Genomic DNA, 21936 nt, shown 5'->3' with positions numbered 1-21936 from the left:
TTAATCGAGCCAACAACTTTCAGGATAATCGACGCGCAGCAAGTATAGCCCATGCGCCGGCGCCGTCATCCCGCCGATGGTGCGGTCTTTGGCGGCCAGGACTTCGGCGACCCACTCCGGCGGGCGCTTCCCCTTGCCCACTTCGACCAGCGTACCGACGATGATGCGGACCATGTTGTACAAGAAACCGTTCGCTTCGACCTCGATCGCCAGCTTGTCGAACTCGTGCCGCTCGCTCTTGGCGACCTGCAGATCGTAGACGTGGCGCACGGTCGAAAGCCGCTCGGATCCGGCCGCTTCAAAACTGGCGAAGTCATGCTCGCCAATCAGGTGCTGGGCGGCGGCCTGCATCGCCGGCAAGTCGAGCTCTTTCTTCACGAACCAAGCGTACTGCCGCGAGAAGACGTCGTTGATCCGCCCTTCCTGCAGTAGATAGCGATATCGCTTTTTGGTCGCGCAGTCGATGGCGTTGAAATGGGACGCCGCGTTACGCGAACTGCGGACGACGATATCAGCCGGCAACTCGGCGTTGAGCGCCCGTCGCAACACGTCGGCCGAGAGTTGCGACTGCGTCTTGAAGCTGACGACCTGGCCGATCGCGTGCACGCCCGAGTCGGTGCGTCCGCTGCCGGTGACGCGAATCTTCTCACCGGTAATCGAGAGTAGCGCTTTTTCAATCGACTCCTGAATCGTCGGCTGGTCGTTCTGAATCTGCCAACCGGCGTAGTTGGTTCCGTCGTAAGAGACGATGAGTTGGATCGTTCGCTCAGACATGTGCGGCTCCCCTGCGGAAGCGCAAAACACTAGCCCGCTGCGCGAGCGAGGAAATGCGGCCTGGCGGCAATGACGAATGTCCGAGCATTAGACATTGGTCATTAAATACCAGACATTCTTGCCGCCGTTTCCCCTCGCTTGCGCTGCGGGCTAGCGTCGTGTTTTGCGAACGACTGGCCACTTAAACCGCGGCGGCCGAGTTGACCAGCAGTTCCGCGATTTGCACGGCGTTGGTCGCGGCGCCTTTGCGGAGGTTGTCGCTAACGCACCAGAAGGTGATGCCGTTTTCGCACGACAGGTCTTTGCGGATGCGGCCGATGTAGACGTCGTCTTCGCCACTGCAGCTTAGCGGCATCGGGTACTGACCGTTGGCCAGGTCGTCGATCACCGTGATGCCGGGGAAGTCGCGGAACAACTGCGTCGCTTCTTCGGCCGAAAGCGGTTTCTCGGTTTCGACCAGGATGCTTTCGCTGTGGCAGTTGGTGACCGGTACGCGAACGCAGGTCGGGCAAACCTGGAGCGACTCGTCGCCGAAGATCTTGCGGGTCTCGTAGACCATCTTTATTTCTTCGGAGGTGTACCCTTCGTGCTTCAAGCTGCCGATCTGCGGGATCAGGTTGAAGGCGATCGGGTGGGCGAACGCTTTGCGCTCGTATTCTTGACCGTCGAGCGAGGCTCGCGAACTGTCGACCAGTTCGGCTTGACCGGCAACCCCTGCTCCGCTGGTCGCCTGATAAGTCGAGACGACGACGCGGCGAATCTTGGCCGCTTCATGCAACGGCTTCATGGCGACGACCATCTGCGTGGTCGAGCAGTTGGGGCTCGAGATCAGCCCCTTGTGATCCTTGATCGCTTCCGGGTTCACTTCCGGCACGATCAGCGGCACCGAGGGATCCATCCGCCAGTAACCGCTTTCGTCGATGACGACGCAGCCCCGCTCGGTCGCCCACGGCGCGAAATCCTTGGCGGTTTCGTCCGGGGTGCTGCCGATGACCAGGTCGAGATTGTCAAACGCCTCGGGCGTAAGTTCGACGACGGTGTGTTCTTCGCCTTTGAACGTCAGCGTCGTGCCTGCCGAACGTTTGGATGCGAGAAACGTGATCGTCTTGTAAGGAAAGTTTCGTTCTTCCAGTAACTGGCGAATGATACTACCGACGGCCCCGGTGGCCCCAACGATTCCGATGTTCTCGTACACCCTCAACTCCTGTGGCGAAATAGTTCGTTTTGGTCCCTGCCGCGGCACGAGCGGCCAGGACAAACCCGCATTATAGCGGGTTTTCAACTGACAGTTCAATCCTGCCCAGGGTTCACAGACCGAACCTGGGCGGACCGGAGGGGGCTAAGAATTGCCGTATCCCCCTACTCCGTAACGAGATCCCCCGGCAGCTGAATCTGGCCAATCCAGAGGTTGGTTCCGGTGTATTTCGGCGATTTCAGCTCGGTTTCGGGATCCTTCAGGCGGTCGGCGACCGGTTGGCGGTCGGGCTGCTCGGCGTCCAGTTTGATCGTCACGGTGTGAACTTCGTTCGGATCGAGATCGGCCGCAATCTTGAGCAGCGACAGTCGATGGTAAGTGCAGTATCTGTCGAACCGCGGAAGCAGCTTGTCGCGGGTCTGACCGTCGATGGTGATGCTGACTTGTCCGCCGTTGGGGCCAACCAGGTCGTACAGCTGCACCAGCGATCCGCGGAACTTGAAGGTCAGTTCGCTGCCCGGCTCGCTGGCATGCCAGATTTGTCCCAGACGTTTGCCGAAGCTCCGCTGCAGGGAGTTGGTCTCCGGCAGCTTCTCCCAGTTTCCCTTCAACATCGACGGGGCAAGCGGAATCATCTTCGCCGATTCCCAGTTGTCGGCGACAAAGGGAGTCGCCAGCTTCGCAGCGTGATCGACTGGCGGCAGCTCTTTCATCTGCTCAACCGCGGCGGCGACGTCGGCCGCATACAGTTCATGTCCGGCGTCGAGCGGATGAACGCCATCCGACGAAAAGCGGATCACTCCGTCGGCAGTTTCTTTGGCTGACTTGAAGATGAGAGTCCCCTCCCCTTCTCGCTTGACCACTTCTGGGCAGAAGTTGACCGACGGAATGCCGTAATGCTCGGCCAGCATCTCCATTGAACCCGCGGCTCGCGAGCAGAGCCCTTCGCGAGTCGGCTCTTCGTAGCCAACCTTGAAGGTATAGACGAAGCAGATGTCGGTCTCGGGGTTCGCTTGCCACGTTTGACGAACGATCCCTTCCATCGCTTTCCAGATTCGCTCCGGCGCGGCGCCGCCGTCATTGACCGAGAACTCGACGAACAGCAGATCGGGTTTGTACTGCAGTGCATCTTGTTGCACGCGGAAGACCCCCAGGTCGCTGCCGGTGCCGCCGATCGCCGCGTGGATTTCTTTCACCTCGGCCTTGGGAAATTGTTCGGCAAACCACTCGCGGGTCTTTACGCGCCAGCCATTGGCGGCCGTGATCGATCCGCCCAGGTAGCCGATCGTGACCGGCTCGCCGGCGTTGAGCTTTTTCAGCACATTACCGAGACCGTCGCGTGAGACGATCCGCTGGGCTGGCTGCGGCTGGTAGGTCGGCTCGACCGACGCGTGTTTGGCGATGAAGTCGACGATCGGCGTTGGATCTTCCAGGCCATGGGGATGATGGTCGACGCCCGGTTTGGCGATCAGCTGGATGTCGCCCCCTAGCTTCTTGTAGCGCTCGGCGATGACGCCGGTGTTTTCGTCCCAGGGGACGACTCGATCGGCGTCGCCATAAACATGCAGTAGCGGCACGCCAGCCTTGGCGAGCGGGGCCAGCTTGTCGATCGGGTTTTGATCGTAGGCGAGCGCTTCCGCTTCGTCGGCGAAACCATAGACTTCGATCGCCCGCTTCCACTCGCCGGCGCTCCCCTGCCCATTCCCTTTGCCGCCGGGCCAGCTTTTGATGTCGCAAACCGGGGCGTCGCCATAAATGCAGGCAACCTTGTCAGGATTGGCGGCGGCCCAGTTGTAAGCGTACAGTCCGCCACGGCTCAATCCGGTTAGCGCTGGCTTTTTGGCCAGGCCATACTTCTCGGTCAGTTCCTTGTACAGGGCGTTCCAGTGGGCGACGGCGGTTGGCGAACCGAGCATGTTCGGCACGTGCATATAGACGACATGGAATCCACGCTTGAGCAGCATCACGTCGGGCTCGGTCTTGTGTCCGAAGAACTCGCCATGCCACAGCCAAGGATTGCCGGGCGCCGCCGCTTTGGGCGCGACGACGGTTACCTGCTTGCCGTCGACCGGAAAGTCAAAGCGGTCGAAACCTTGGTATTGGCTTTTTTGGCCGGGGAACTGCGGAGATGCGGCGGTCGCAGTTCCGACGAACAATAGTAGCGCGGCAAAACAAAGTGCGGATCGAATCATGGCGGAGGTTTTCAGGGGGGAATTGGGGGGCGGGACAGAGCGTCAGACCTTCTATTATGGTCGACCCTGCGTGGAGTCGCAATCAATGGTCTGATAGAGCGATCGTCTGATGGCCGCCGACTTATTCCCTGCTTCCCCCTGCCCTGCCTTTTTGTGGCGGCTGGGCCTAAATAACGGAGGAATAGCTCACCTAGGCTGGCGGGGATCGATTTCGAACCCCGCCAACGACCGCCGTTATGATTTCAGTGATCGCGAGCGGTTCTAACAGTCCGTTGATTTTCTCAACAGGCAGCTAAATATCTCGCCGTAGCTAGTAATCGCCGATCACATTGCCGTCGATCGGATTGGTCAGGTTGGCCCAGATCGTCAGATCAATCGTGCCGGGGACATTGCTGACGCTACCGTCGCCGAAGCCGATGTTCATCGCGCCGGGGTACGGCGAACTGCCACCGCTGCTGGAGTCGCCAGCGCTGGTGTAAAGCGGCGTGATTTGCGGTAAAGGACAAGTGCCGCTGTTGACGTTGCGGCCGCGGCAAATTTGCGGGGCCCAGGTACCGGACGAGTTGGCCCAGAGACTCAATTTGCTGGAAGTGCACTGTCCGTACCGTTCACCGAAGAAGACGGTGTTGGACAAACCGTCGGTCATCATGGCGATGTTCGAGGCGCCTTCCTGGTTGTTGGTCGCCCGGTCGCAAAACGGCATGTAGTTGACGCCGTAGTTCGAGATCGCATGGGTGCCGTCGGGGCCGGTCGGATAACCGTAGCCAGTGACGGCCGCTGGGCTCCGTTCCGAAGGACAGCGATACGCTTCGATAATGTAGTTATTCACCCGTCAGCTATTGAAGGTGCTGTTCATATTGCCGGCGGCGGCGACGGCGCCGTCGTACAGGGCGTTTTGCTCAATGTAGGGCAACAGGTGAAAGAAGAACGAGCCGGCCAGATCCTTGAATGGCCCCTGCCGCTCGACTCGCGCGTCATGCGAGCCTGACTTGCCCTCGGCCGGCGGGAAGATGCCGTACGTATCGTGCACATTGTGGGAGGCGAGCACAAGTTGTTTGATCTTGTTGGTGCGCTCCATCCGGCGAGCCGCTTCGCGGGCTTGCTGCACCGCCGGCAGCAACAGCGCGATCGATACGCCGATAATTGCGATGACCACCAATAGTTCGACTAGCGAAAAAACTGGAGCGTCGGTTCATGATCAACTCCTTGTGGGGAAGGTTATGGATGCGCGCTTAGTTCAATCGGCGGCAACTTCGTGCTGCCATCGGAGATCGTCATTTTCAGGGGCGTCTTTTTCTGGTCGCGGTAGATGTCGGCGACAACGCTTTTGCCGCCCATCTCGGTCGGCGCCTTGTCGACAACAACGACGTACTCGCCGGCGGAAAGCGGATTGGCGCTCTCTTCAACGATGGTGAAGTTGCCCTGCTCGTCGGTCGTCGAGAAGTGGACCCCCTTCCCTCCCCCTTCAGGAATCAGCTGAACGCCGGCGCTGGCCAGCGGCGCGCCATCCATCGAGACTGATCCGCTGAAGGTTTTCGTCTTGCCGCAGCCGATCACGGTCACCGCGACCAGCGCGACGCACGCCAATGATGCTGCAAATTTGAATTTCATCGTTCCATCGCTCCTATACCTGGAAAAGCGCTGCGGCCAGACGTCTGGCCGCAGCGAGTTCGCACAAATTAGAAGAGTCGCCAGCAGAGACCTAATAGTCGCCGATCACCTTGCCATCGATTGGATTGGTCAGATTGGCCCAGATCGTTGGATCAATCGTGCCAGGCACGTTGCTGACGCTGCCGTCGCCGAAGCCGATGTTCATCGCGCCCGGGTGAGGCGAACTGCCGCCGCTGCTCGAATCGCCGGCGCTGGTATAGATCGGCGTGATCTGCGGTACAGGGCAGGTACCGCTATTGACGTTTCGACCGCGGCAGATTTGCGGGGCCCAGGTACCGGACGAGTTGGCCCAAAGACTCGATTTGCCGGAAGCGCACTGTCCGTACCGTTCACCGAAGAAGACGGTGTTGGACAAACCATCGGTCATCATCGCGATGTTCGAGGCGCCTTCCTGGTTGTTGGTCGCCCGATCGCAAAACGGCATGTAGTTGACGCCGTAGTTCGAGATCGCATGGGTGCCGTCGGGGCCGGTCGGATAGCCAAGACCGGTAGCGGCGGCGGGGCTGCGTTCCGACGGGCAGCGATACGCTTCGATGATGTGTCTGTAGCACTGCTTGCCATTGACGCTGTTGTTCATGTTGCCCCCTGCAGCGATCGTACCGTCGTACAAGGCGTTTTGCTCGATGTACGGCAACAGATGGAAGAGGAACGAGCCGGCCAGTCCCTTGAACGGACCATCGCGTTGGACGGTGGCGTTCCAACCATTCGACTTGCCGCCGGCCGGGGGAAAGGTGCCGTAGGTGTCGTGCACATTGTGCGAAGCGAGAACCAACTGCTTGATCTTGTTGGTGCATTCCATGCGGCGGGCCGCTTCGCGGGCCTGTTGAACCGCCGGCAGCAAGAGAGCGATAAGGACGCCGATGATCGCAATCACCACCAGCAATTCCACGAGCGTAAATCCATAACGTCGTGACATGAGAACTCCTTTGGTGCGAACAAAGAAAAGAGAGAGTAGAGTTCGCCGCCGGTGCGGGGAAGCGACCAGCGGGCTATTGGAAAAGGTGTCTTCACGCGATTTCTTGGCGTCCGGGGAGGGCGAGCGCCAATTGTGAAAAATCACAAAGGACAGCGACTATTTTTGCACATTGACTTCGTTGGCAAAAGATTGAAAACATGAAAATTTGTATTGATATTGAGCGAATGGAGTCTGTGGCTTCGTTGTGGATAATTCAGTGGTTGCTTGTTCTCCCTTGGTGCTCTCCCTGGAAGGGTTTATCCACAGGACGGGGTTCGTTTCCCCCGTTAGAGACAAGTTCTGACTGAAAGCGACATGACTCAAGATGGGACCCGGCATGGCAGCGCTGGATGTTGACGTTCTGCCTGGAAATCGCCGCTCTGAGCGGTTTGACCTGCCCCCCGAGGAAAGATTACGCTGTTTGGTTCGACGACGAAGAATTGCCGGCTCTTCCCTGCTGCCGGCGGTTTCTTTTTTTGACGAATCGCAGGGTGCTAGCTGGTTAGGGATGGTGTCAGGGCGCCGCATGGATACGACTTCTCAGGGAACGCGCGAGCAACTACTCGCCACCATGCGGCAATATTGGGGCTACGAAGGATTTCGCCCGTTGCAGCTTGAAGCGATGGAGGCGGTCCTTGAAGATCGCGACTCGGTCGTCGTCATGCCGACCGGCGGTGGCAAATCGCTTTGCTACCAGGTGCCTGCCCTTTGCAAGTCGGGCTTGGCAGTGATCGCTTCGCCGCTGATCTCATTGATGAAGGACCAGGTCGACGCACTGACCGCCTGCGGTATTCCGGCCGCTTGTCTGAACAGCACCAACACGCCGGAAGAACGCCGGCAGATTGCGGCCGATATCCGCAGCGGGGCGATTCAGATCTTGTACCTGGCGCCAGAGCGGCTGTTAAGCGAACGGATGCTGGAGTTTCTGGCCGGCGTCGACGTCTCCTTTTTCGCGATCGACGAATCGCACTGCATCAGCGAATGGGGGCATGACTTCCGTCCTGAGTATCGCATGATGCACATGCTGAAAGAGACCTTCCCCGGCGTTGGCGTGCACGCTTACACCGCCACCGCGACCGAGCGAGTTCGCGAAGACATCGCCCAGCAACTTGGCTTGAGTGAACCGGAGATGCTGGTCGGTTCGTTCGATCGCCCGAACCTCAACTATCGGATCGTTCGTCGCGCTGATCGCTTCGCCCAGATCCAAGAAGTGATCTCGCGGCATCCCAACGAGTCTGGCGTCGTCTATTGCATTCGCCGCGCCGATGTCGAGTCGATCGCCGAACAGTTGAACGAAGTTGGCGTGAAAGCCCTCCCCTACCATGCCGGCCTCAGCGACGAAAAGCGGGCCTCCAACCAAGAGGCGTTCATTCAAGAGCGAACCGACGTGATCGTGGCGACGGTTGCCTTTGGGATGGGGATCGATAAGTCGAATGTGCGGTATGTGGTGCACGCCGGCATGCCGAAGTCGCTGGAGAGCTACCAGCAGGAAAGTGGTCGCGCCGGCCGTGACGGGCTTGAGGCGGAATGCGTCATGCTTTACTCCAGCGGCGACCTGGTCACTTGGAAACGGATGCTGGGAGACCTGCCGGGCAACGCCCAAGATGCGGCGATGCGGTCGCTCGACGCGCTCGATCATTTCTGCATCGGTACCGAATGTCGCCACCGCATGTTGGTCAGCTACTTCGGCCAAGAGTTGGAAGCGGAAGAGTGCGAAGCGTGCGACGTCTGTCTCGGCACGGTCGATCTGGTCGAGGATGCGACGGTGCTCGGGCAAAAGATCTTGTCCTGCATTCTGCGAACCGGCGAACGCTTTGGCGCCGATCACAACGCCAAGGTGTTGTGCGGTTCGCGCGATAAGCGAGTGCTGGAGCTGGAACATGACCAATTGAGCACTTACGGCCTGCTGCGAAACGACAGCCTCCGCAGCGTGCGGATGTGGATCGAACAGCTGATCGGTCAGCGTTTTCTAGCGAAAGTGGGCGAGTACAACGTGCTGAAGGTGACTCCGGCTGGTCGCGAATTGCTGCGTGGTGAAGTGCTGCCAAAGTTGACCAAGCCAGACGCGTCCGATCGGGCCGAAAGTCCCAAACGGGCCCGCCGCGCCGACGACTGGGAAGGGGTCGATCGCGGTCTGTTCGAATCGCTGCGTAACTTGCGGCGCGAGAAAGCGGAAGCGGCCGGCATTCCGGCGTACATCGTCTTCGGCGACAGCTCGCTCCGCGAAATGGCCCGGCATCGGCCTTCCACGCTCGAACGTTTCCGTTTGATCAAAGGGGTCGGCGAAAAGAAGTGCCAGGACTATGGCGAAGCGTTCACGCAGCACATCGCCGACTATTGCCAACAGGAAAGCCTGACGGTGGACGCAATCGATACCGAGGTGGTCGCCACGCCAAGGCGCGAACCGCCGAAGAACCAGTCCCCTGCCCTGAAGGACGCCTTCGTTCTCTTTTCCAAAGGGCAAACGATCAACGAGATCGCCAACGTGATCGGCCGGGCCGAGTCGACGGTGCAAAGCTATCTAGAACAGTTCATCCGCGAAGAAAAGCTCGAAGATCCGACTGCCTGGGTGACCGGCGAAACGTCGCGGCGGGTCGAAGAGGCGATCGAGCAATGCGGCGCCGGCGCCTTACGTCCGATCTATGAGTATCTGAACGAAGAAGTGCCGTACGAAGAAATCCGGATCGTAGCGGCCTGTCTGCAGAATCGCTCTAGCTAAGCTCGCTTTCGCCGCCAGCAAGTTTCTTTTTTTCCAATGCCGCCAGGTTGCATTTTCGCCGAACCGCTTGGCGGCGATCGGCTTGCGCGCGGGCGGTATGCTTTCTGGAACCGACCGCGGCTCGCGCTGGTGGGGAGTGAATAGACGTCGCATGGGGCGAAGTCAAGTTGGGCCAAAGCGACTTGGTCTAACTTGGCATCGCTTCAATATTCGCTCGCACCGCGTCGGCCGATCGCCGGAACGCCCCTTGTTCGTCTTCCGAAAGCGTTGGCCGTAAGACGCGGGTCACCCCTGCCCTGCCGATCACTGCCGGCAGCGAGAGGCAGACGTCGCTAACCCCTAGAAAGTCTTCGATCAACACGCTGACTGGCATCGTGTGCTTCAAGTCGTATACGATGCTATCGACGATCAACATCGTCGCCAGGGCGATGCCGTAGCTGGTGTGTCCTTTTAGTGACGAAACGTCGTACCCCATCGATACGGTCTGGCGGAACAGCTTCTCGGACATGTCGCTGGGGTAGAACCGTTCGCCGCCGGTCATGGCGAGCGAATGGGCGGCGAACTGCGTGTCGCCATGTTCGCCCAGGATGTAGGCTCGGATGTCGTCGGAGTGAATGCCCAACTCGGCCGATAGCAACGCCCGGTAACGGACGCTATCGAGCAGCGTGCCGGTGCCGATCACCCGCTCTGCCGGATAACCGGTTAGCTGGATCGCGGCGTAAGTGAGCGCGTCGACCGGATTGCTGACCATGATTAGGATCGCGTCGGGACTAACCTCAGCCAAACGGGGAAGCCACTCTTTAAGAATCGCGTAGTTGTCGGCGACCAGATCGGTTCGCTTGCGGGTTGGCGAACCGTACGGGACCGACGCGGTAAAGATCAGGATCTCCGATCCGGCCGAGTCGGCGATCTCGCCTGCCCAGATGCGCATGTTGCTGTTCTGCAAGGCGCTGGCGTTGGCTAGGTCGATCGCTTCCCCTTCGGCTTTCGCCAGGTTGCGATTGATTAGCAACAGTTCGGCGGCGAGCGGATTGATGGTCGCGGCGAAGGCGATCGCGGAGCCAACGTGCCCCGTGCCGATGATGCTGATTTTCATGAACGCGACTCTGCGAGGACTATCCGGAAGAAGCGAACGCCTCTCCCCTGCCCTTCGATTGTTGAGTCGTCGCGGTCATTCGCCAACCGGCCAGGAAAAAAAAGCCAATCATCGGGAGGAAAATGTCCGCCCAGAACATTGTGCCGGCGTTGCCAGGGGCGAAATTGTGGTGGACGACCATTTGATAGACATGGCCGGCGGCCGCACCCCACATAAAACAGGCGGGGCCCACGTTCGCCGCCAGACGAAGTCCGAAGTCGGGCCGAAACGCGAGCAAGCCAACCAGGCCAAAGCCAAGACTGGCGAACCCGACTTCCAGCTGAAACGGGCTATCGGCCCAGCCGATGTATTTGGCGGCAAACTCGCCAAAGAAGACGTGCATCACAAAGTTGTAAATGTAGAAGAAGCCGACCGCGCTGAGACAGTAATACGCGAGCAGCTTTTCAAACACGACCTGCCGAGTGAGCGGCTTCGGCTGACAGACGAGCGAGATCGCCGCGCAGATCAAGCCAAGCACCAGGAACGTGACCGGATAGTTGCTAAGCGCCAGACGCAGAATCGTTCCAATCATGCGCACTAACCACGTTACCCCGTCAGGGAAACTTCAATATGTACAGGCGTCCGCGTCGGGAGGCATTCTCCCGAAAGCGTTTTGCCACTTAAGGATACGTTGCTATTGGGGCGACAAACGCATTTGGGCCCTCGCTCCGTTTGAAAGATATACTTCTTTTGGCATAGTGCCCACCCAATTCTCTCATCCGCCCCGGCTGCTAGAGCGGTTTTCCTCCATTCGTATCGTTCTGGCTGGTTGCGGCCGCGCTGGTCGGCGTTGACCTGCATCGACGAATCTTGAGGATTCGCCTGCTTCGGTCGCCTTGACCAGCTTGCCTCACCAACGCCAGAAACGCTACAGCTATCAGAAAAACGCTCTAATGAAGACCCACTATCTGCTGATTGACTACGAGAACGTCCAGCCGAAGTCGCTGCAGCGATTGCAGCGAATGCAGGGGATGTCGCTGAAGGTTTGCGCGTTTCTCGGGACGAAGCAAGCGAAAGTGCCGATCGAACTTGCCCATCAGCTTCAGCCGCTCGGCTCAAACGCCGAGTACATTCAGATCTGCGGCAACGGCGCCAACGCCCTAGATTTTCCTTTCGCCTTCACGATTGGCGAGCTATCGAAGACCGATCCGGATGGAGTCTTTCCTGTGATCTCGAAGGACACCGGATTTGATCCCCTAATCCAATTCGCGAAGGGAAGAGGGTTTGAAGTTATTCGCCATAAAGACATCGCCGACATCGCGCTGCCCAAACCGGTTCGTGAGAAATCGCGGTCCAAGAAACCACGATCCGAAAAGATCGCGACGATTGTCCAGAATTTGACGCCCGCGGCGCGTCTCGCCCCAGGAAGGTCAAGACGCTCTCGAGCACGATCAACGCGCTATTTCAAAAGCGCTCGTCCAGCGCAGAACTTGCGCAACTGCTGAAATCGCTAGAAAAAGCGGGGCACATTTCGACCGAAGGGGAAAGCGTTACCTATCCCCTGTGGGCCCCACTTCCCCGCAACGCGTGAAGCCTCAAGACGTTTCGACCAGCCAGACGGGACCGCGCTAAATCAGGTCGACCTTCCGCTTTTGCCGCCGCGACTTGCGTTGGCAGTCCAAGCAGGTGCCGTTGACGATGAACTTGTGCCCCGTCACGCGGAATCCTTGTTCCCGGGCAACGGCGTCGCGCAGGCGGACCAGCTCTTCGCTATGAAACTCCGACAGATCGCCGCACTGGGTGCAGTAGAGGTGGTCGTGGTCCGGGTAGCCGTAGTCATGCTCATAGACCGCTCGGCCGCCGATGTCCATTTTGCGCAGCAGGCCCGCTTCGACCAGTTCGTTCAAGGTGCGATAGACGGTCGGCCGGCTGACTCGTTTGGGGCCGGCGTCGCGCTGGGCGAGCTCTTCGATCAACGCGTCGGCGTCAAAATGCTCGTGCTTCGAGAAGACATGCTCGACCAGGATGCGACGAGGCTGCGTAATCCGCTTCCCCTTGGCCTGAAGGTACTCTTCAAAGCGCTCCATCGGAGGAAGCGCGACGTCTACGCTGGTCAAAGCGTACGATTCGCTGATGGGGGACTGCGACATGATGGTCTCGTAAGGCGTTGGCGGTGCTAGCGGGCCTGTTGAGACTGTCTCGCAACAGGCAATCTCGTTTAACAGCCCATAGTTACGTAGTTGGGGTCTGTGGGTAGTCTCAATAGCGATTGTAGGCCTGTGCCCTGATTTTGCAAAGCCAACTAGCGATGGGCGCACAAAAAAACCGCCGCGACGGTGAAGTCGCGGCGGTCTAGAGACGTTTCAACTGGCGGTCCGGGGGGAACCGAAAGTTCAGCGATTAGCCGAATTCGTCGAGCAGACGTTCCAAAGCGATATCGAGCTTGTCGTCGCTAAAGTAAGTGCCGTCGGCGATTTGCGCTTTGATTTGGGCGACCTTATCGGTGCGAATCTCGGGCGTTTCCCGAGCGCGGCTGACCATGTCGGCTTCTGACGAAATGTCGAGCGAATCGACGGTGTCGAACCGGGAAGTCGGTTCCAGCGTCTGCGTTGCGCTACCCGCTTTATGGGGACCGCTGATCGACTGAGCACCGTGCAAACTAGTTGGGCCGTTGATGTACATATAGCTTTTCCTACTCCCTTATGGGCGCTGTAGAACCATTGGCCGCGGTTGCGGGCGACGGCTTCAAGTCCCGTTTCGTCCAGGCGTAATTGACCGGAAAGTTGGAGGCCCCAGCTGGTCATTTGCCTGGGGGAGCCAGGCAGTGACTGCTTCCGTACCTCAAAATATAGTTCAAAGCTTGCCGCTGAGCGCCGCTTTCCGTGTCTAGCCGACAATCCGTGCGAAGCTTCTGACTTCGCGGCTCGAGAATAGCGTAAGCACTACTCTCATCGACATGCTAGCACTGGCGTTCCATTGCATTTGGTTGGTTTCTTGTTGTAACAGCTCGCAGGGAGGCTGCCGTTTGGCGAAAGTTTGTCGCCTTTTGGCCTCACGTCGAACAAAGGCCGCAGCAAGTGTTGCGTTTTGGCAACGTCGCCGCTTGTTCATTTGTTCAGTTGCCCTGTCGTAACTGTTACGCTCCGACCCCAAACCCTGTTCGCGAATTTGGCGCCAAACGCTTTGAACCGATTATGCCGGTCGCCGTTTATAGGAAATGCGGCTTTGGGAAGCAACGTCAACTGCGACCGATATCGAGGTTCACTTGAGCCGATTCTGACGGTTGTGACGAAAAATTTTTCCCGTCAGAGAGAATCTGCGTTAGTTGCAGGCTGCCCGGATATCGCCGCTGTTCCCAGGTGTCGCATGGCTATCATGCGAGCAGACAGCAAAAAAACTTTCTGAAAACATAGACCCTGTCCAGCAGTTGGGACCGCTCGAGCCGCTTTTTCTCTGCAATCGCTTCCTTGGCAATTGTCAACTTTACAATTGCCCCGTCTAGTCGAAGGTCGAAAGCAGTGGGGGGTGTGGTTCTCCGCAATCGCGGGAGCCAAAGCGAAAAGGTCGAACCCTTTTCGTCTGTGGAACGTCCAATAGATATAGATGCGGACGTTAACCATTTCGCGGTGAAGGATCATCGCCTCCCAAAGCTACAGGGATTCGTAGCGAACTTCCTTACTTATAGGAGTTCGCAACATGGACGAGCCTCTCATTGAACAGCTTCAGATTCGTCTTCTCGATAAACAGACTGGGGAAGAACTGATGGTAGGCCTAGGCCCTTACCTGGAGTTCGTCCACGAGATCGATGCGGAGCTAAACGAACTACGCCACACCTGGCGTCATTTTGAAACCGAACGGTCGCTCGCGCGTCCTCTGGAAGCCCGCTCCGCCGCACTTGGCGAAGCGACGAACGACTTGTTCTAAACATATTGCCAAGAAACTCTGCGTCTTAACGCGGAGCCATCAGATAGGGGACGATCGAACTTCGGTCGTCCCCGTTTTTATGCGTCTCCTGCGCCCCGCGAGCCTGATAGGCCGCTTTGACCAGCGGCAAGCCTTCCGCCGGCTCTCCCAGCACCAACGTCGACTGCGGCGCCGCCAATGCCAGCAGCGCCGGCAGATCGCCATACTTGGCCCCGCCCGGCACAAACGACGCATCGCGGAAGTCGAGCAGCTTGCCAAACCGAAAGCCGCCGGTCGCGATCACCGCCCGGTCAAACATTGCCGGATCGGTCGCCCGCGCCGCCGCCGCAATCACGCCGCAGTTGCCAACGCCGACCAGGTCAACATGCTTGGCCTTGCGATCATGCCCGCGGAGAAAGGCGCCGACCGTCAGGACGTCAGCAACCCGATCAGCGAGCAACGTGCGGTTGTAACCATAGGTATAGCCGGCGAACTGTCTTGGATTTTCGACGATCGGGTTTCGCTCGTCGCCGCCAAACTCTCCCTGGCCGAGCAAACTAACGCCGATGACCGACGCCCCTTGGTCGACCAGCTGCTGCGCCATCGGCAACAGCGCTCCATCTTTGCCATACAGGCCTCCCTTCCCTGCCGGTGACAGCCAGAGAATCGCCTGGCCGTTCCATTTGTTGGGATAGAGGAAGACGATCGGCAGTTCGGTTTGCTCGTCGCTGCCGGCGTTCTTGCGCAACAGGCCAGTGATTTGCAGGTAGTCGTCTTTGGAAGTCTTGTCGGTCACCTCGAACTGCAGTGCATCGAAGGTGGGCGTCTTGGCGCCAAGCAGCGCTTGCCACGCTCCGCCGACCACTTCTTGGAACTCGGCGAAGCTCGCCTGGTCGGTTGGCGTGAGTGCGGCGATCGCCTTGTCCGATTCGGTCTTCAGGTCGTGCAGCAGCTTCCGCTCGTAGTCGTCGGAGCCGGCTTCTGGCTGCGGGTGCTGCTCATCCCAGACCGTTAGCTGCTCTTTGGTCAGCAGCGTGTAGTCGTGCTCCACGATTGGCGCGGGAATGCCCAGCCCGAAGGCGCGGCTGAAGATGTCGTACATCGGCGCTCGAGCGACGTTGTTGTAGTTGTGCGGAAAGTGAACGGCCGGATGAAGCGAGACGTTCTTCGGGGCGCCCAGTCCCTCGTACAGCTTTTGTAGTTCTGGAAAGCCTTTGGTCGCCATCTCTTTGGTCCAGTCGTCGGCGGCGGTCATTCCTTGCAGCTTGGGGGCGAAGAGAGCCGCGAACTCGACGTTGCCGGTATCGATCCGCAGTAGCGAGCAGTTCTCGCAGGTGCAGCCTCCTTGCATCGAGGTCGACACCATCACCGCCGGGTACGAGGTGACGATTCGCGGATCGAGCGCCGCCAGGATCATCGTCTGCGTGCCGCCGCCGCTTGAGCCGGTCACGCCCAAGCGTTTCTTGTCGACATCGGGAAGCGACTCCAGGAAGTCGAGGGCGCGAATCGAGTTCCACGTTTGTAGGCCCATGATCGACTGCAGATTGGCTTCGGCCTGCGGGCTGAACATTCCCCAGTTCTCGGTCGTGTTCATTTCGGGACGTTGTTCGGCAAAACGATGCGCCAGGTCGTACGACAGTTGCACGCTGTCGGCGTAACCGATCATGTCATACAGAAACGCCACGCAGCCCATCCGGGCCAACTGCACGCAGCGAGCTTGCAGCGGCGAGCGGCCTCCTTCTTCAAACCGTTCGCTGCCGCCGACCAGGTCTTTCAAAATTCCCTCGGCGCCACGATCGTAGAATCGCCCGTCCGGCCAATGTCCATGCGGGCAGAGCACGGCCGGCACGGGGCCTTTGGCATCCTTGGGGCGATAAAGACTGCCGGTCACATAGAAACCGGGCAGGCTTTCGAAGTAGACTTTCTCGACCGTGTAGTCGTCGAATTCGAGCTTGCCATGAATGACCGGATTGAGCGGCGTCTTGGCGGGCTGCGGCCAAATGCCGAGGGCGACCTTCAGCTGGCGCTTCACTTCTTCGGCCCGGGCGGGCCACTGTTGTTTTGCCGGCGGCTGGAACGGAAAGTAGCCGTTCAGGTCTTTCGGTGGCGCCAGTCGATAATCGGCGGGTTTCGCTCCTGCCGCCAATGCGGCGGGGGTATTTGTCTCGCTTGGTGAATCAGCCCACAAAGCGGTGGAGATCGACAGCAACGATAGCGATATAATTGCGGCGAAGAAACGAAACATGCGGCGAATCCTGGCGAAGATGAATAGCGGCGGGAGTCGATAGGAGAAAGGAAGGGCGGGCGACGCGAAGGGTCGCACGTGAGGACAACTAACAGAATGACCGACAGCGACCCCAAGATGCAAGCAGAATCTTCCACGAGCCCCTCCCCTGCCCCGCTCTCCCAGCGCCGCGCTTGGGCCGACTGGCCAACTTGCCCCGGCTGTGGCAAGCACCGGATGACGTCGTGCCCGGCCTGCGGCGAAGCGTCGGAGCAATTTCGCTTGGCGACGGCCGAGTCGCAAGGCGCCGAACCTCCGCCGGCGTCGCTACCGATTCTCGATCTGAGCGAAGACGACCGGTATCCCCATTTGGTCTGCCCCACCTGCGACGACCATTTTCGCCCGCAGTTCTACCAGCAATGCGCCTGGTGCGGGCATGATTTTGAAGATGGCCAACCGGTCGTCGTCGCCCAAGCGGCACAAGAGATGTCGCACCGCGAGTGGTGGACGGTTTGGGGCTTGATCGGTCTGGCGATTGGGACGCTGGTTTGGTTTGCGTTTGTGCTGAATCGGTAAGGGAATGTCTGCGGTTGGTGTGACAATCTGCCCTAAGCACTGCATCCGTTACGAGGTGTGGGCTAACAGTCCGTTGATTTTCTCGACGGACTGCGTGATCGCACGGATGCGATCCCAAAATAGCGACGTAAGTCGTTATTTTGCGAGCCGCGAAGAGCTATGCTCTGAGCCTAGCGAGGTTGGAAAACGCCACGAGGGCATTTTTCAACAGGCAGCTAACCAAGAGTATTGGCATCCTATAGATCACGCCATTGAGGACCCCACTAGCAATATCGCATCGTCTCTACGCCCCCGGCCGATTGGATAGCGCCGTCCAGACTTCTTCAAACTGGCGATTGAACTCGGCGTCGACTTCGATCGACTTCTGCAGCACCTTGGCGTCGACGGCGATCTCGCGGGCCCTTTGGTAGTCTTCCAGGCGATACAAACAGATCGCGTGGCCGGCGGCGCCAAACGCGCGGGCTTCGATCTCGGAACTGTCTTGCGACGCCAGTTCGCGGAAGATGCGCAGTGCGCGGTCGTAGTTGTCGACGCCGCCCCGGTTCATCAAGATCGTCGCTTCCTGTTTCCAGGCCTTCAGCGTCCAGGCCTTCGCATCGGCGCTCGATTCGGGCGGGTAGTACTGACCAACGCTATGAAACGCTTCGGGCGAGCCATCCATCATCGCGCGATAGAACTGCTCTTCGGCCGAACCATGATCGGGGAACTCGTCGCCGGCGATCGGTCGTTCTGGCCGCAGCAGCGGAGCTTCACCATTGGTGACGGCGACCGCCGCTCCGAGCGCAAAACAGATCAGAACGATCGCGATCGCTCCTAGCCAGACGCGGGCAGCGGCGAAATGTTGTTTGGATCTGCCGGCGACCTTCATCAAGCGATCAAGCTCGCGCGTCGCCGCCGAACGATCGCCGATCGCGGCCAGCTCCGGCATCGACCAATCGTGGACGCCGCCGCCGAGCTTCTCGGGACCGACCGCTTCCAGCACTTCCCGCAACTCTTGCAACAGCTCGGAGGCGTTCTGCTGACGCTTGTCCGGCTTCTTGGCGAGCATCTTATGGATGACGCGCGTCAGTTGCGGCGGCAAGTCGTGACGCAACGTCTCAAGACGAGGCGGCTCTGTCTGCAGATGTTGCACCGCGACCGATAGCGCCGTATCGCCATCAAACGGCGGACGGCCGGCCAGTAGGTGATAGATCGTCACGCCGAGCGAATAGATGTCGCTGCGGGCGTCGACCGGTTTGCCTTCGACTTGCTCGGGGCTCATGTAGAGCGGCGTGCCGAGCGTGACGCCGATTTCGGTCAGGTTCAGGCCTTCGCCGTTCTGGCTGACGACCCGCGACAGGCCAAAGTCGGCGACCTTCACTTCGCCGGAAGCGGTGATCAGCACGTTCTCGGGTTTGATATCACGATGGACGATCCCCTGCTCCGCCGCTTTGACGAGTGCGGCGGAGACCTGGCGTAAGATCGCGAAGCCTGCCTTGGCGTCGACCGAGCCGGTCTTGCCGGTAAGCTGCTTGAGCGTCTGACCCGGGACGTACTCTTGGGCGATGAAGTGGAGCCCATCGATGCAGCCGACTTCAAAGATCTGCACGATGTTAGCGTGCGTCAGCGCGGCGGCCGCTTGCGCCTCGCGATGGAAACGTTTGACGTACGAGTCTTGCTGGGCGAGGGCCGGCAACAAGATCTTGAGGGCGACCTGCCGTTTCAGGCTGGTCTGTTGGGCTAGGTAGACCTCGGCCATCGCCCCACGACCGAGCCGCCGCAGCACTTGGTAGTCGCCCAGCGATTTGCCAGTCAGATCGCTGGTCGCGGCGAAGGCGGAGGATGGGGAATCGGCCATGGGGGGTCCGGTAGGTGAGCAGTGACAACTCTTGATTTAGTATGGGCGGCGATAGCCCGTTAGGCAACCAACGGGTTTGTCCGTGGCCGGCAACTTCCTGACTAGAGATGTGCCTCTGGCGGAGGGGTTTTGCGGGAATCTTCCGGTTTCTCCGCCGGCATCCGCTGGCGAAGCCACTCATCCGAGACAAACCGCCGCAACAGCGACCTCAGACTGACCCGCAGCGCCGAGTTTACCTCTTCATTGACTTCGCCGGCCACGCCGACAAATTCGACCTGGCTGAAGCCGTTCCAAGTGAGCCACAGCCCCCACTGGTAACGGGAGGCGGACGCGTTGATTCGCTCCGCCACCCGCAGCGCCCAAAACGCGCCAAAGCTATCGCGGAAGTCGAGCCAAACGCGGTCTTCGGGACGCGTCGTCGGGCTCTTGGGGGGCCAATCGAGCACCGCCAGGAAGATGCCGGTCAACAGTAGCAAGATCGCCAGGCAAGCGCCGCCGGCGGCAAAGCCGACGCCGATCCCCGGCAGGTGCTTCGCCAGCAGCAGCGTCTGCGCCATCGCCAGCAGGATCGCCGTCATACAAAAGCGAGTCGGTCCGTTGTTCAGCAGGCCGGCCACGATCAGCACGAACAGCAACCAGCTGCGAGCGCCTCCCAGTTGCACCAGCTCTCCCCCGCGTCCCAAGGCGAGCAATTCGCCAATCGGCATCATCAGCACCGCCCACAGCGCGACCACCACCCATTGCCAGGCGACATTCTGTGGACGCTTGGCGCCCAGCTGGGCCAGCAGCGGACAAAAGAGAGTCATCCCGGCCGTAAAGCGAAGTGCGTCGCGATAAGGAACCGGATAACCGGCCGAGACCGCCAGACCGATCCAGGTTTCGACGCCGGTGACCGCCAACCATGCGATCATGACCCACCACCATGGCGCGACAAGCGTCGTGCCGTCGAGCGCACGACGTCGCGAGGCGAGCAGCAGCGTACCGACGACCCCGGCCAACAGCGCCGTCAGGCCGGTCATCACGCCTGGCTGGATTTCCCCGAGAGTCTGCAAAATCGTCATGATGCGGTTCCGCTGGGCGGCTGCCGGATGTGGCCACTGGGCGACGTGAAGCCCTTGAAATCGTAGCACCAACTACTTCTACGAACAAAGGATAGGACGATTTTCGGTCCGCCGGTGATCAGCAATTTTTCCAAAAATCAACATGAGGCGTTTGCACAACGCAACGTGTGAGCAATGTTTCTCCTGTGCGACGCTCTCGCCTGCCTGGTTCCCGACTTGGGATCGCGGCGATCGACCTGCGTCCCCCTAGCGCCCGGAATCGAATGGAGAAAGCTCGATGAATGGAAAAGCCTGGAGCGGATTGCTCGGCACGTTGATGTTCGCCTCGCTGGCCTGTGCCGGCGGATGGGGCGCGACGTCCGGTTATGTCGGCGTCGCCGACTGTGGTTGTGCTCAACCGTCGACCTGCGGACATGGCGGTCTGAACTGCGCCAACGTCTGGGATGGTTACTGTGCCCAGAAAGCGTGCGGCACGCAGATCCAAGGACGTTATCACTGGTTTGCCCGCCCTTCGGCTTGCGGTTGTGGGCCGACCTGTGCGACCGGAACCTGCTGCGACCAGTATCCGATGTGCGACTGTCAAGGCCCGCATTTCGAGCGAGTCTGCGAGAAGTGCCCGAGCTGCCTGAAGATGTATAAGGTTCGCGGTTACGGCTATGGTTCGCCGGGCTGCACGACCTGCGCCCCTTCGTCGACGCGGATCATCCAGCTGGGCTATCCCACCGAGTACGAAGTCGGTCCGATGCCGGCCGCTCAGATCATGCCGACCCGCGAAGCGAAGCTGGTCTCGCCGGGCTATCGCTCGACGCTGCCGAACTAGGTTCCGCAGCCGACTGGCGGCCATCGCCGCCACAACAATTCAGAGCAACGTGAAGGGGGCGTCTTCTCTCCAGGACGCCCCCTTCGCTATTTCTTGGTCCAACAAGGATAGCTGTTCTAGCCGTTGCAGCTGGTGCTAGCACTATTTTCCGGAAAATTAGCTACAGCAGCGGCGAGGGCCGCGCCGATAAGTAACAGCAGAATAAGACGGGAGGACGAAATGCAAGATGCGTTTCGTTTCAATTGGGTCATGGGGATCGACGGACCGACCAACCATGGCCTTTTTTCATGCGCGTATCGAAACGCGTGCCGCTACACCTCTCTAGGGCGTGGCTAAAGTGGGTAAATTTTATACCCCAGATAGTTGTGCATGCCCCTCTGTAGATATAAACTGCTAGACATCTGATAGGAGAATGTCCGGCATGGAGGCCTCCACCTCGATTTACGCTTTTGGAGGACTTTCTATGCTTTTTGCTCGATCGATTGCTACTTGGCTGATGATTTTCGGGTTTTGCGTCGCTGGCGTCGCGGCGAGATCGGCGACCGCGGCGGAAGAATCGACCGCCGTGGCGGAAGAGAAAGCGGAGGCCAAACCGCGGGCCAAAGCTCGCGGCCGGTTGCCCAACTTTTACAGCCAGGTCGTCACCGAAAAACAACGCGTTGAGATCTACGCGATTCAAGGAGCCTATCAGGATCAGTTGGACGAACTGATCCGCCAGGTTGTCGCGATTAAGGCGGAAAGAGACGCCAAAGTTAAGGCCACATTGACGGCCGATCAGCTGAAGGAGGTCGAACGACTTCAGGCTGCGGCTGAAAAGCGGCGCGAAGAACGTCGGACCGCAGCGGCAAAATTAGAAAACGCGAAATAAAGAATGACGTTGGACCCGAATCGTTGTTTATTAAGCGCCGGTTGCCGATCGCAGCTGGTTGGGGCA

At 59.4% G+C, this 21936-nt stretch carries 18 protein-coding genes and 1 pseudogene; 6 read left to right on the top strand and 13 right to left on the bottom strand.

The annotated features are described in order from the left end of the window. From truA to Enr8_RS18920, 6 genes and pseudogenes are all read right to left on the bottom strand, one after another. The gene (gene truA, locus Enr8_RS18945; RefSeq protein ID WP_146434469.1) at positions 1-774 is read right to left on the bottom strand and encodes a tRNA pseudouridine(38-40) synthase TruA; all 774 of its coding nucleotides are present in this window, start codon (positions 772-774) and stop codon (positions 1-3) included. Positions 775-955: 181 nt separating this feature from the next. Further along, complete coding sequence (locus Enr8_RS18940) at positions 956-1969, bottom strand: aspartate-semialdehyde dehydrogenase (protein WP_146434467.1); 1014 nt, start codon at positions 1967-1969, stop codon at positions 956-958. A 164-nt stretch (positions 1970-2133) separates the two neighbouring features. Further along, positions 2134-4161: an SGNH/GDSL hydrolase family protein gene (locus Enr8_RS26275; protein ID WP_246120153.1), complete on the bottom strand. Its 2028-nt coding sequence runs from the start codon at positions 4159-4161 to the stop codon at positions 2134-2136. A gap of 310 nt (positions 4162-4471) precedes the next feature. Beyond that, positions 4472-5239 (bottom strand): annotated as a pseudogene (locus Enr8_RS18930) (DUF1559 family PulG-like putative transporter). 140 nt (positions 5240-5379) lie between these two features. After that, positions 5380-5772, bottom strand: a complete 393-nt coding sequence (locus Enr8_RS18925; protein ID WP_146434465.1) for a carboxypeptidase-like regulatory domain-containing protein — start codon at positions 5770-5772, stop codon at positions 5380-5382. A gap of 91 nt (positions 5773-5863) precedes the next feature. Continuing rightward, a complete protein-coding gene (locus tag Enr8_RS18920; protein ID WP_146434463.1) occupies positions 5864-6748 on the bottom strand; it encodes a DUF1559 family PulG-like putative transporter in 885 nt (294 codons plus the stop codon). 565 nt (positions 6749-7313) lie between these two features. On the opposite strand from Enr8_RS18920, the gene recQ reads away from it, so the two are divergent. Next, positions 7314-9506 carry a DNA helicase RecQ gene (gene recQ / locus Enr8_RS18915; RefSeq protein WP_146434461.1) on the top strand — a complete coding sequence of 731 codons (2193 nt, stop codon included), beginning with the start codon at positions 7314-7316 and terminating at the stop codon, positions 9504-9506. Between the two features lie 187 nt (positions 9507-9693). Here recQ and Enr8_RS18910 read toward each other — a convergent pair whose 3' ends face one another. Both Enr8_RS18910 and Enr8_RS18905 read right to left on the bottom strand, forming a co-directional pair. Then, complete coding sequence (locus Enr8_RS18910; protein ID WP_146434459.1) at positions 9694-10602, bottom strand: lactate/malate dehydrogenase family protein; 909 nt, start codon at positions 10600-10602, stop codon at positions 9694-9696. A gap of 19 nt (positions 10603-10621) precedes the next feature. Then, positions 10622-11173 (bottom strand): DUF6790 family protein, encoded by a 552-nt coding sequence (locus tag Enr8_RS18905; protein ID WP_222434908.1) that lies wholly within the window; start codon positions 11171-11173, stop codon positions 10622-10624. A 361-nt stretch (positions 11174-11534) separates the two neighbouring features. Between Enr8_RS18905 and Enr8_RS18900 the strand changes: the two genes are divergently transcribed. Continuing rightward, entirely contained in the window at positions 11535-12086 is a 552-nt protein-coding gene (locus Enr8_RS18900) for a PIN domain-containing protein (RefSeq protein ID WP_222434907.1), read from the top strand. A gap of 123 nt (positions 12087-12209) precedes the next feature. Here the strand turns inward: Enr8_RS18900 and Enr8_RS18895 are convergent, their stop codons facing one another. Both Enr8_RS18895 and Enr8_RS18890 read right to left on the bottom strand, forming a co-directional pair. Further along, positions 12210-12731 carry a Fur family transcriptional regulator gene (locus Enr8_RS18895; protein WP_246120152.1) on the bottom strand — a complete coding sequence of 174 codons (522 nt, stop codon included), beginning with the start codon at positions 12729-12731 and terminating at the stop codon, positions 12210-12212. A 250-nt stretch (positions 12732-12981) separates the two neighbouring features. Further along, a complete protein-coding gene (locus Enr8_RS18890; protein WP_146434457.1) occupies positions 12982-13263 on the bottom strand; it encodes a flagellar biosynthesis anti-sigma factor FlgM in 282 nt (93 codons plus the stop codon). Positions 13264-14277: 1014 nt separating this feature from the next. On the opposite strand from Enr8_RS18890, the gene Enr8_RS18885 reads away from it, so the two are divergent. Continuing rightward, the gene (locus Enr8_RS18885; protein ID WP_146434455.1) at positions 14278-14505 is read left to right on the top strand and encodes a hypothetical protein; all 228 of its coding nucleotides are present in this window, start codon (positions 14278-14280) and stop codon (positions 14503-14505) included. Between the two features lie 25 nt (positions 14506-14530). On the opposite strand, the gene Enr8_RS18880 is transcribed toward Enr8_RS18885, so the two are convergent. Next, positions 14531-16729, bottom strand: coding sequence for an alpha/beta hydrolase family protein (locus tag Enr8_RS18880; protein ID WP_146434453.1), 2199 nt, complete (start codon positions 16727-16729; stop codon positions 14531-14533). Between the two features lie 96 nt (positions 16730-16825). On the opposite strand from Enr8_RS18880, the gene Enr8_RS18875 reads away from it, so the two are divergent. Beyond that, a complete protein-coding gene (locus Enr8_RS18875; protein WP_146434451.1) occupies positions 16826-17284 on the top strand; it encodes a hypothetical protein in 459 nt (152 codons plus the stop codon). A gap of 283 nt (positions 17285-17567) precedes the next feature. Here Enr8_RS18875 and Enr8_RS18870 read toward each other — a convergent pair whose 3' ends face one another. Beyond that, positions 17568-19121, bottom strand: coding sequence for a serine/threonine-protein kinase (locus Enr8_RS18870; protein WP_146434449.1), 1554 nt, complete (start codon positions 19119-19121; stop codon positions 17568-17570). A 101-nt stretch (positions 19122-19222) separates the two neighbouring features. Then, complete coding sequence (locus Enr8_RS18865) at positions 19223-20182, bottom strand: hypothetical protein (RefSeq protein ID WP_146434447.1); 960 nt, start codon at positions 20180-20182, stop codon at positions 19223-19225. Between the two features lie 277 nt (positions 20183-20459). On the opposite strand from Enr8_RS18865, the gene Enr8_RS18860 reads away from it, so the two are divergent. Both Enr8_RS18860 and Enr8_RS18855 read left to right on the top strand, forming a co-directional pair. Next, positions 20460-21002: a hypothetical protein gene (locus tag Enr8_RS18860; RefSeq protein WP_146434445.1), complete on the top strand. Its 543-nt coding sequence runs from the start codon at positions 20460-20462 to the stop codon at positions 21000-21002. Positions 21003-21465: 463 nt separating this feature from the next. Continuing rightward, positions 21466-21870 (top strand): hypothetical protein, encoded by a 405-nt coding sequence (locus tag Enr8_RS18855; RefSeq protein ID WP_146434443.1) that lies wholly within the window; start codon positions 21466-21468, stop codon positions 21868-21870. The last annotated feature ends 66 nt before the right edge of the window (positions 21871-21936 follow it).

This window comes from Blastopirellula retiformator (assembly GCF_007859755.1).
Classification (GTDB): domain Bacteria; phylum Planctomycetota; class Planctomycetia; order Pirellulales; family Pirellulaceae; genus Blastopirellula; species Blastopirellula retiformator.
Note: the sequence above shows the minus strand (reverse complement) of the source record. Positions and strands in the feature narration are given on the sequence as shown.

What these genes read in the sequence shown, in the direction of transcription:
- truA (WP_146434469.1), bottom strand. Translation starts at nt 774, where the DNA reads ATGTCTGAGCGAACGATCCAACTCATCGTCTCTTACGACGGAACCAAC.
- Enr8_RS26275 (WP_246120153.1), bottom strand. Translation starts at nt 4,161, where the DNA reads ATGATTCGATCCGCACTTTGTTTTGCCGCGCTACTATTGTTCGTCGGA.
- Enr8_RS18925 (WP_146434465.1), bottom strand. Translation starts at nt 5,772, where the DNA reads ATGAAATTCAAATTTGCAGCATCATTGGCGTGCGTCGCGCTGGTCGCG.
- Enr8_RS18920 (WP_146434463.1), bottom strand. Translation starts at nt 6,748, where the DNA reads ATGTCACGACGTTATGGATTTACGCTCGTGGAATTGCTGGTGGTGATT.
- recQ (WP_146434461.1), top strand. Translation starts at nt 7,314, where the DNA reads ATGGATACGACTTCTCAGGGAACGCGCGAGCAACTACTCGCCACCATG.
- Enr8_RS18910 (WP_146434459.1), bottom strand. Translation starts at nt 10,602, where the DNA reads ATGAAAATCAGCATCATCGGCACGGGGCACGTTGGCTCCGCGATCGCC.
- Enr8_RS18905 (WP_222434908.1), bottom strand. Translation starts at nt 11,173, where the DNA reads ATGATTGGAACGATTCTGCGTCTGGCGCTTAGCAACTATCCGGTCACG.
- Enr8_RS18900 (WP_222434907.1), top strand. Translation starts at nt 11,535, where the DNA reads ATGAAGACCCACTATCTGCTGATTGACTACGAGAACGTCCAGCCGAAG.
- Enr8_RS18895 (WP_246120152.1), bottom strand. Translation starts at nt 12,731, where the DNA reads ATGTCGCAGTCCCCCATCAGCGAATCGTACGCTTTGACCAGCGTAGAC.
- Enr8_RS18890 (WP_146434457.1), bottom strand. Translation starts at nt 13,263, where the DNA reads ATGTACATCAACGGCCCAACTAGTTTGCACGGTGCTCAGTCGATCAGC.
- Enr8_RS18885 (WP_146434455.1), top strand. Translation starts at nt 14,278, where the DNA reads ATGGACGAGCCTCTCATTGAACAGCTTCAGATTCGTCTTCTCGATAAA.
- Enr8_RS18880 (WP_146434453.1), bottom strand. Translation starts at nt 16,729, where the DNA reads ATGTTTCGTTTCTTCGCCGCAATTATATCGCTATCGTTGCTGTCGATC.
- Enr8_RS18875 (WP_146434451.1), top strand. Translation starts at nt 16,826, where the DNA reads ATGACCGACAGCGACCCCAAGATGCAAGCAGAATCTTCCACGAGCCCC.
- Enr8_RS18870 (WP_146434449.1), bottom strand. Translation starts at nt 19,121, where the DNA reads ATGGCCGATTCCCCATCCTCCGCCTTCGCCGCGACCAGCGATCTGACT.
- Enr8_RS18865 (WP_146434447.1), bottom strand. Translation starts at nt 20,182, where the DNA reads ATGACGATTTTGCAGACTCTCGGGGAAATCCAGCCAGGCGTGATGACC.
- Enr8_RS18860 (WP_146434445.1), top strand. Translation starts at nt 20,460, where the DNA reads ATGAATGGAAAAGCCTGGAGCGGATTGCTCGGCACGTTGATGTTCGCC.
- Enr8_RS18855 (WP_146434443.1), top strand. Translation starts at nt 21,466, where the DNA reads ATGCTTTTTGCTCGATCGATTGCTACTTGGCTGATGATTTTCGGGTTT.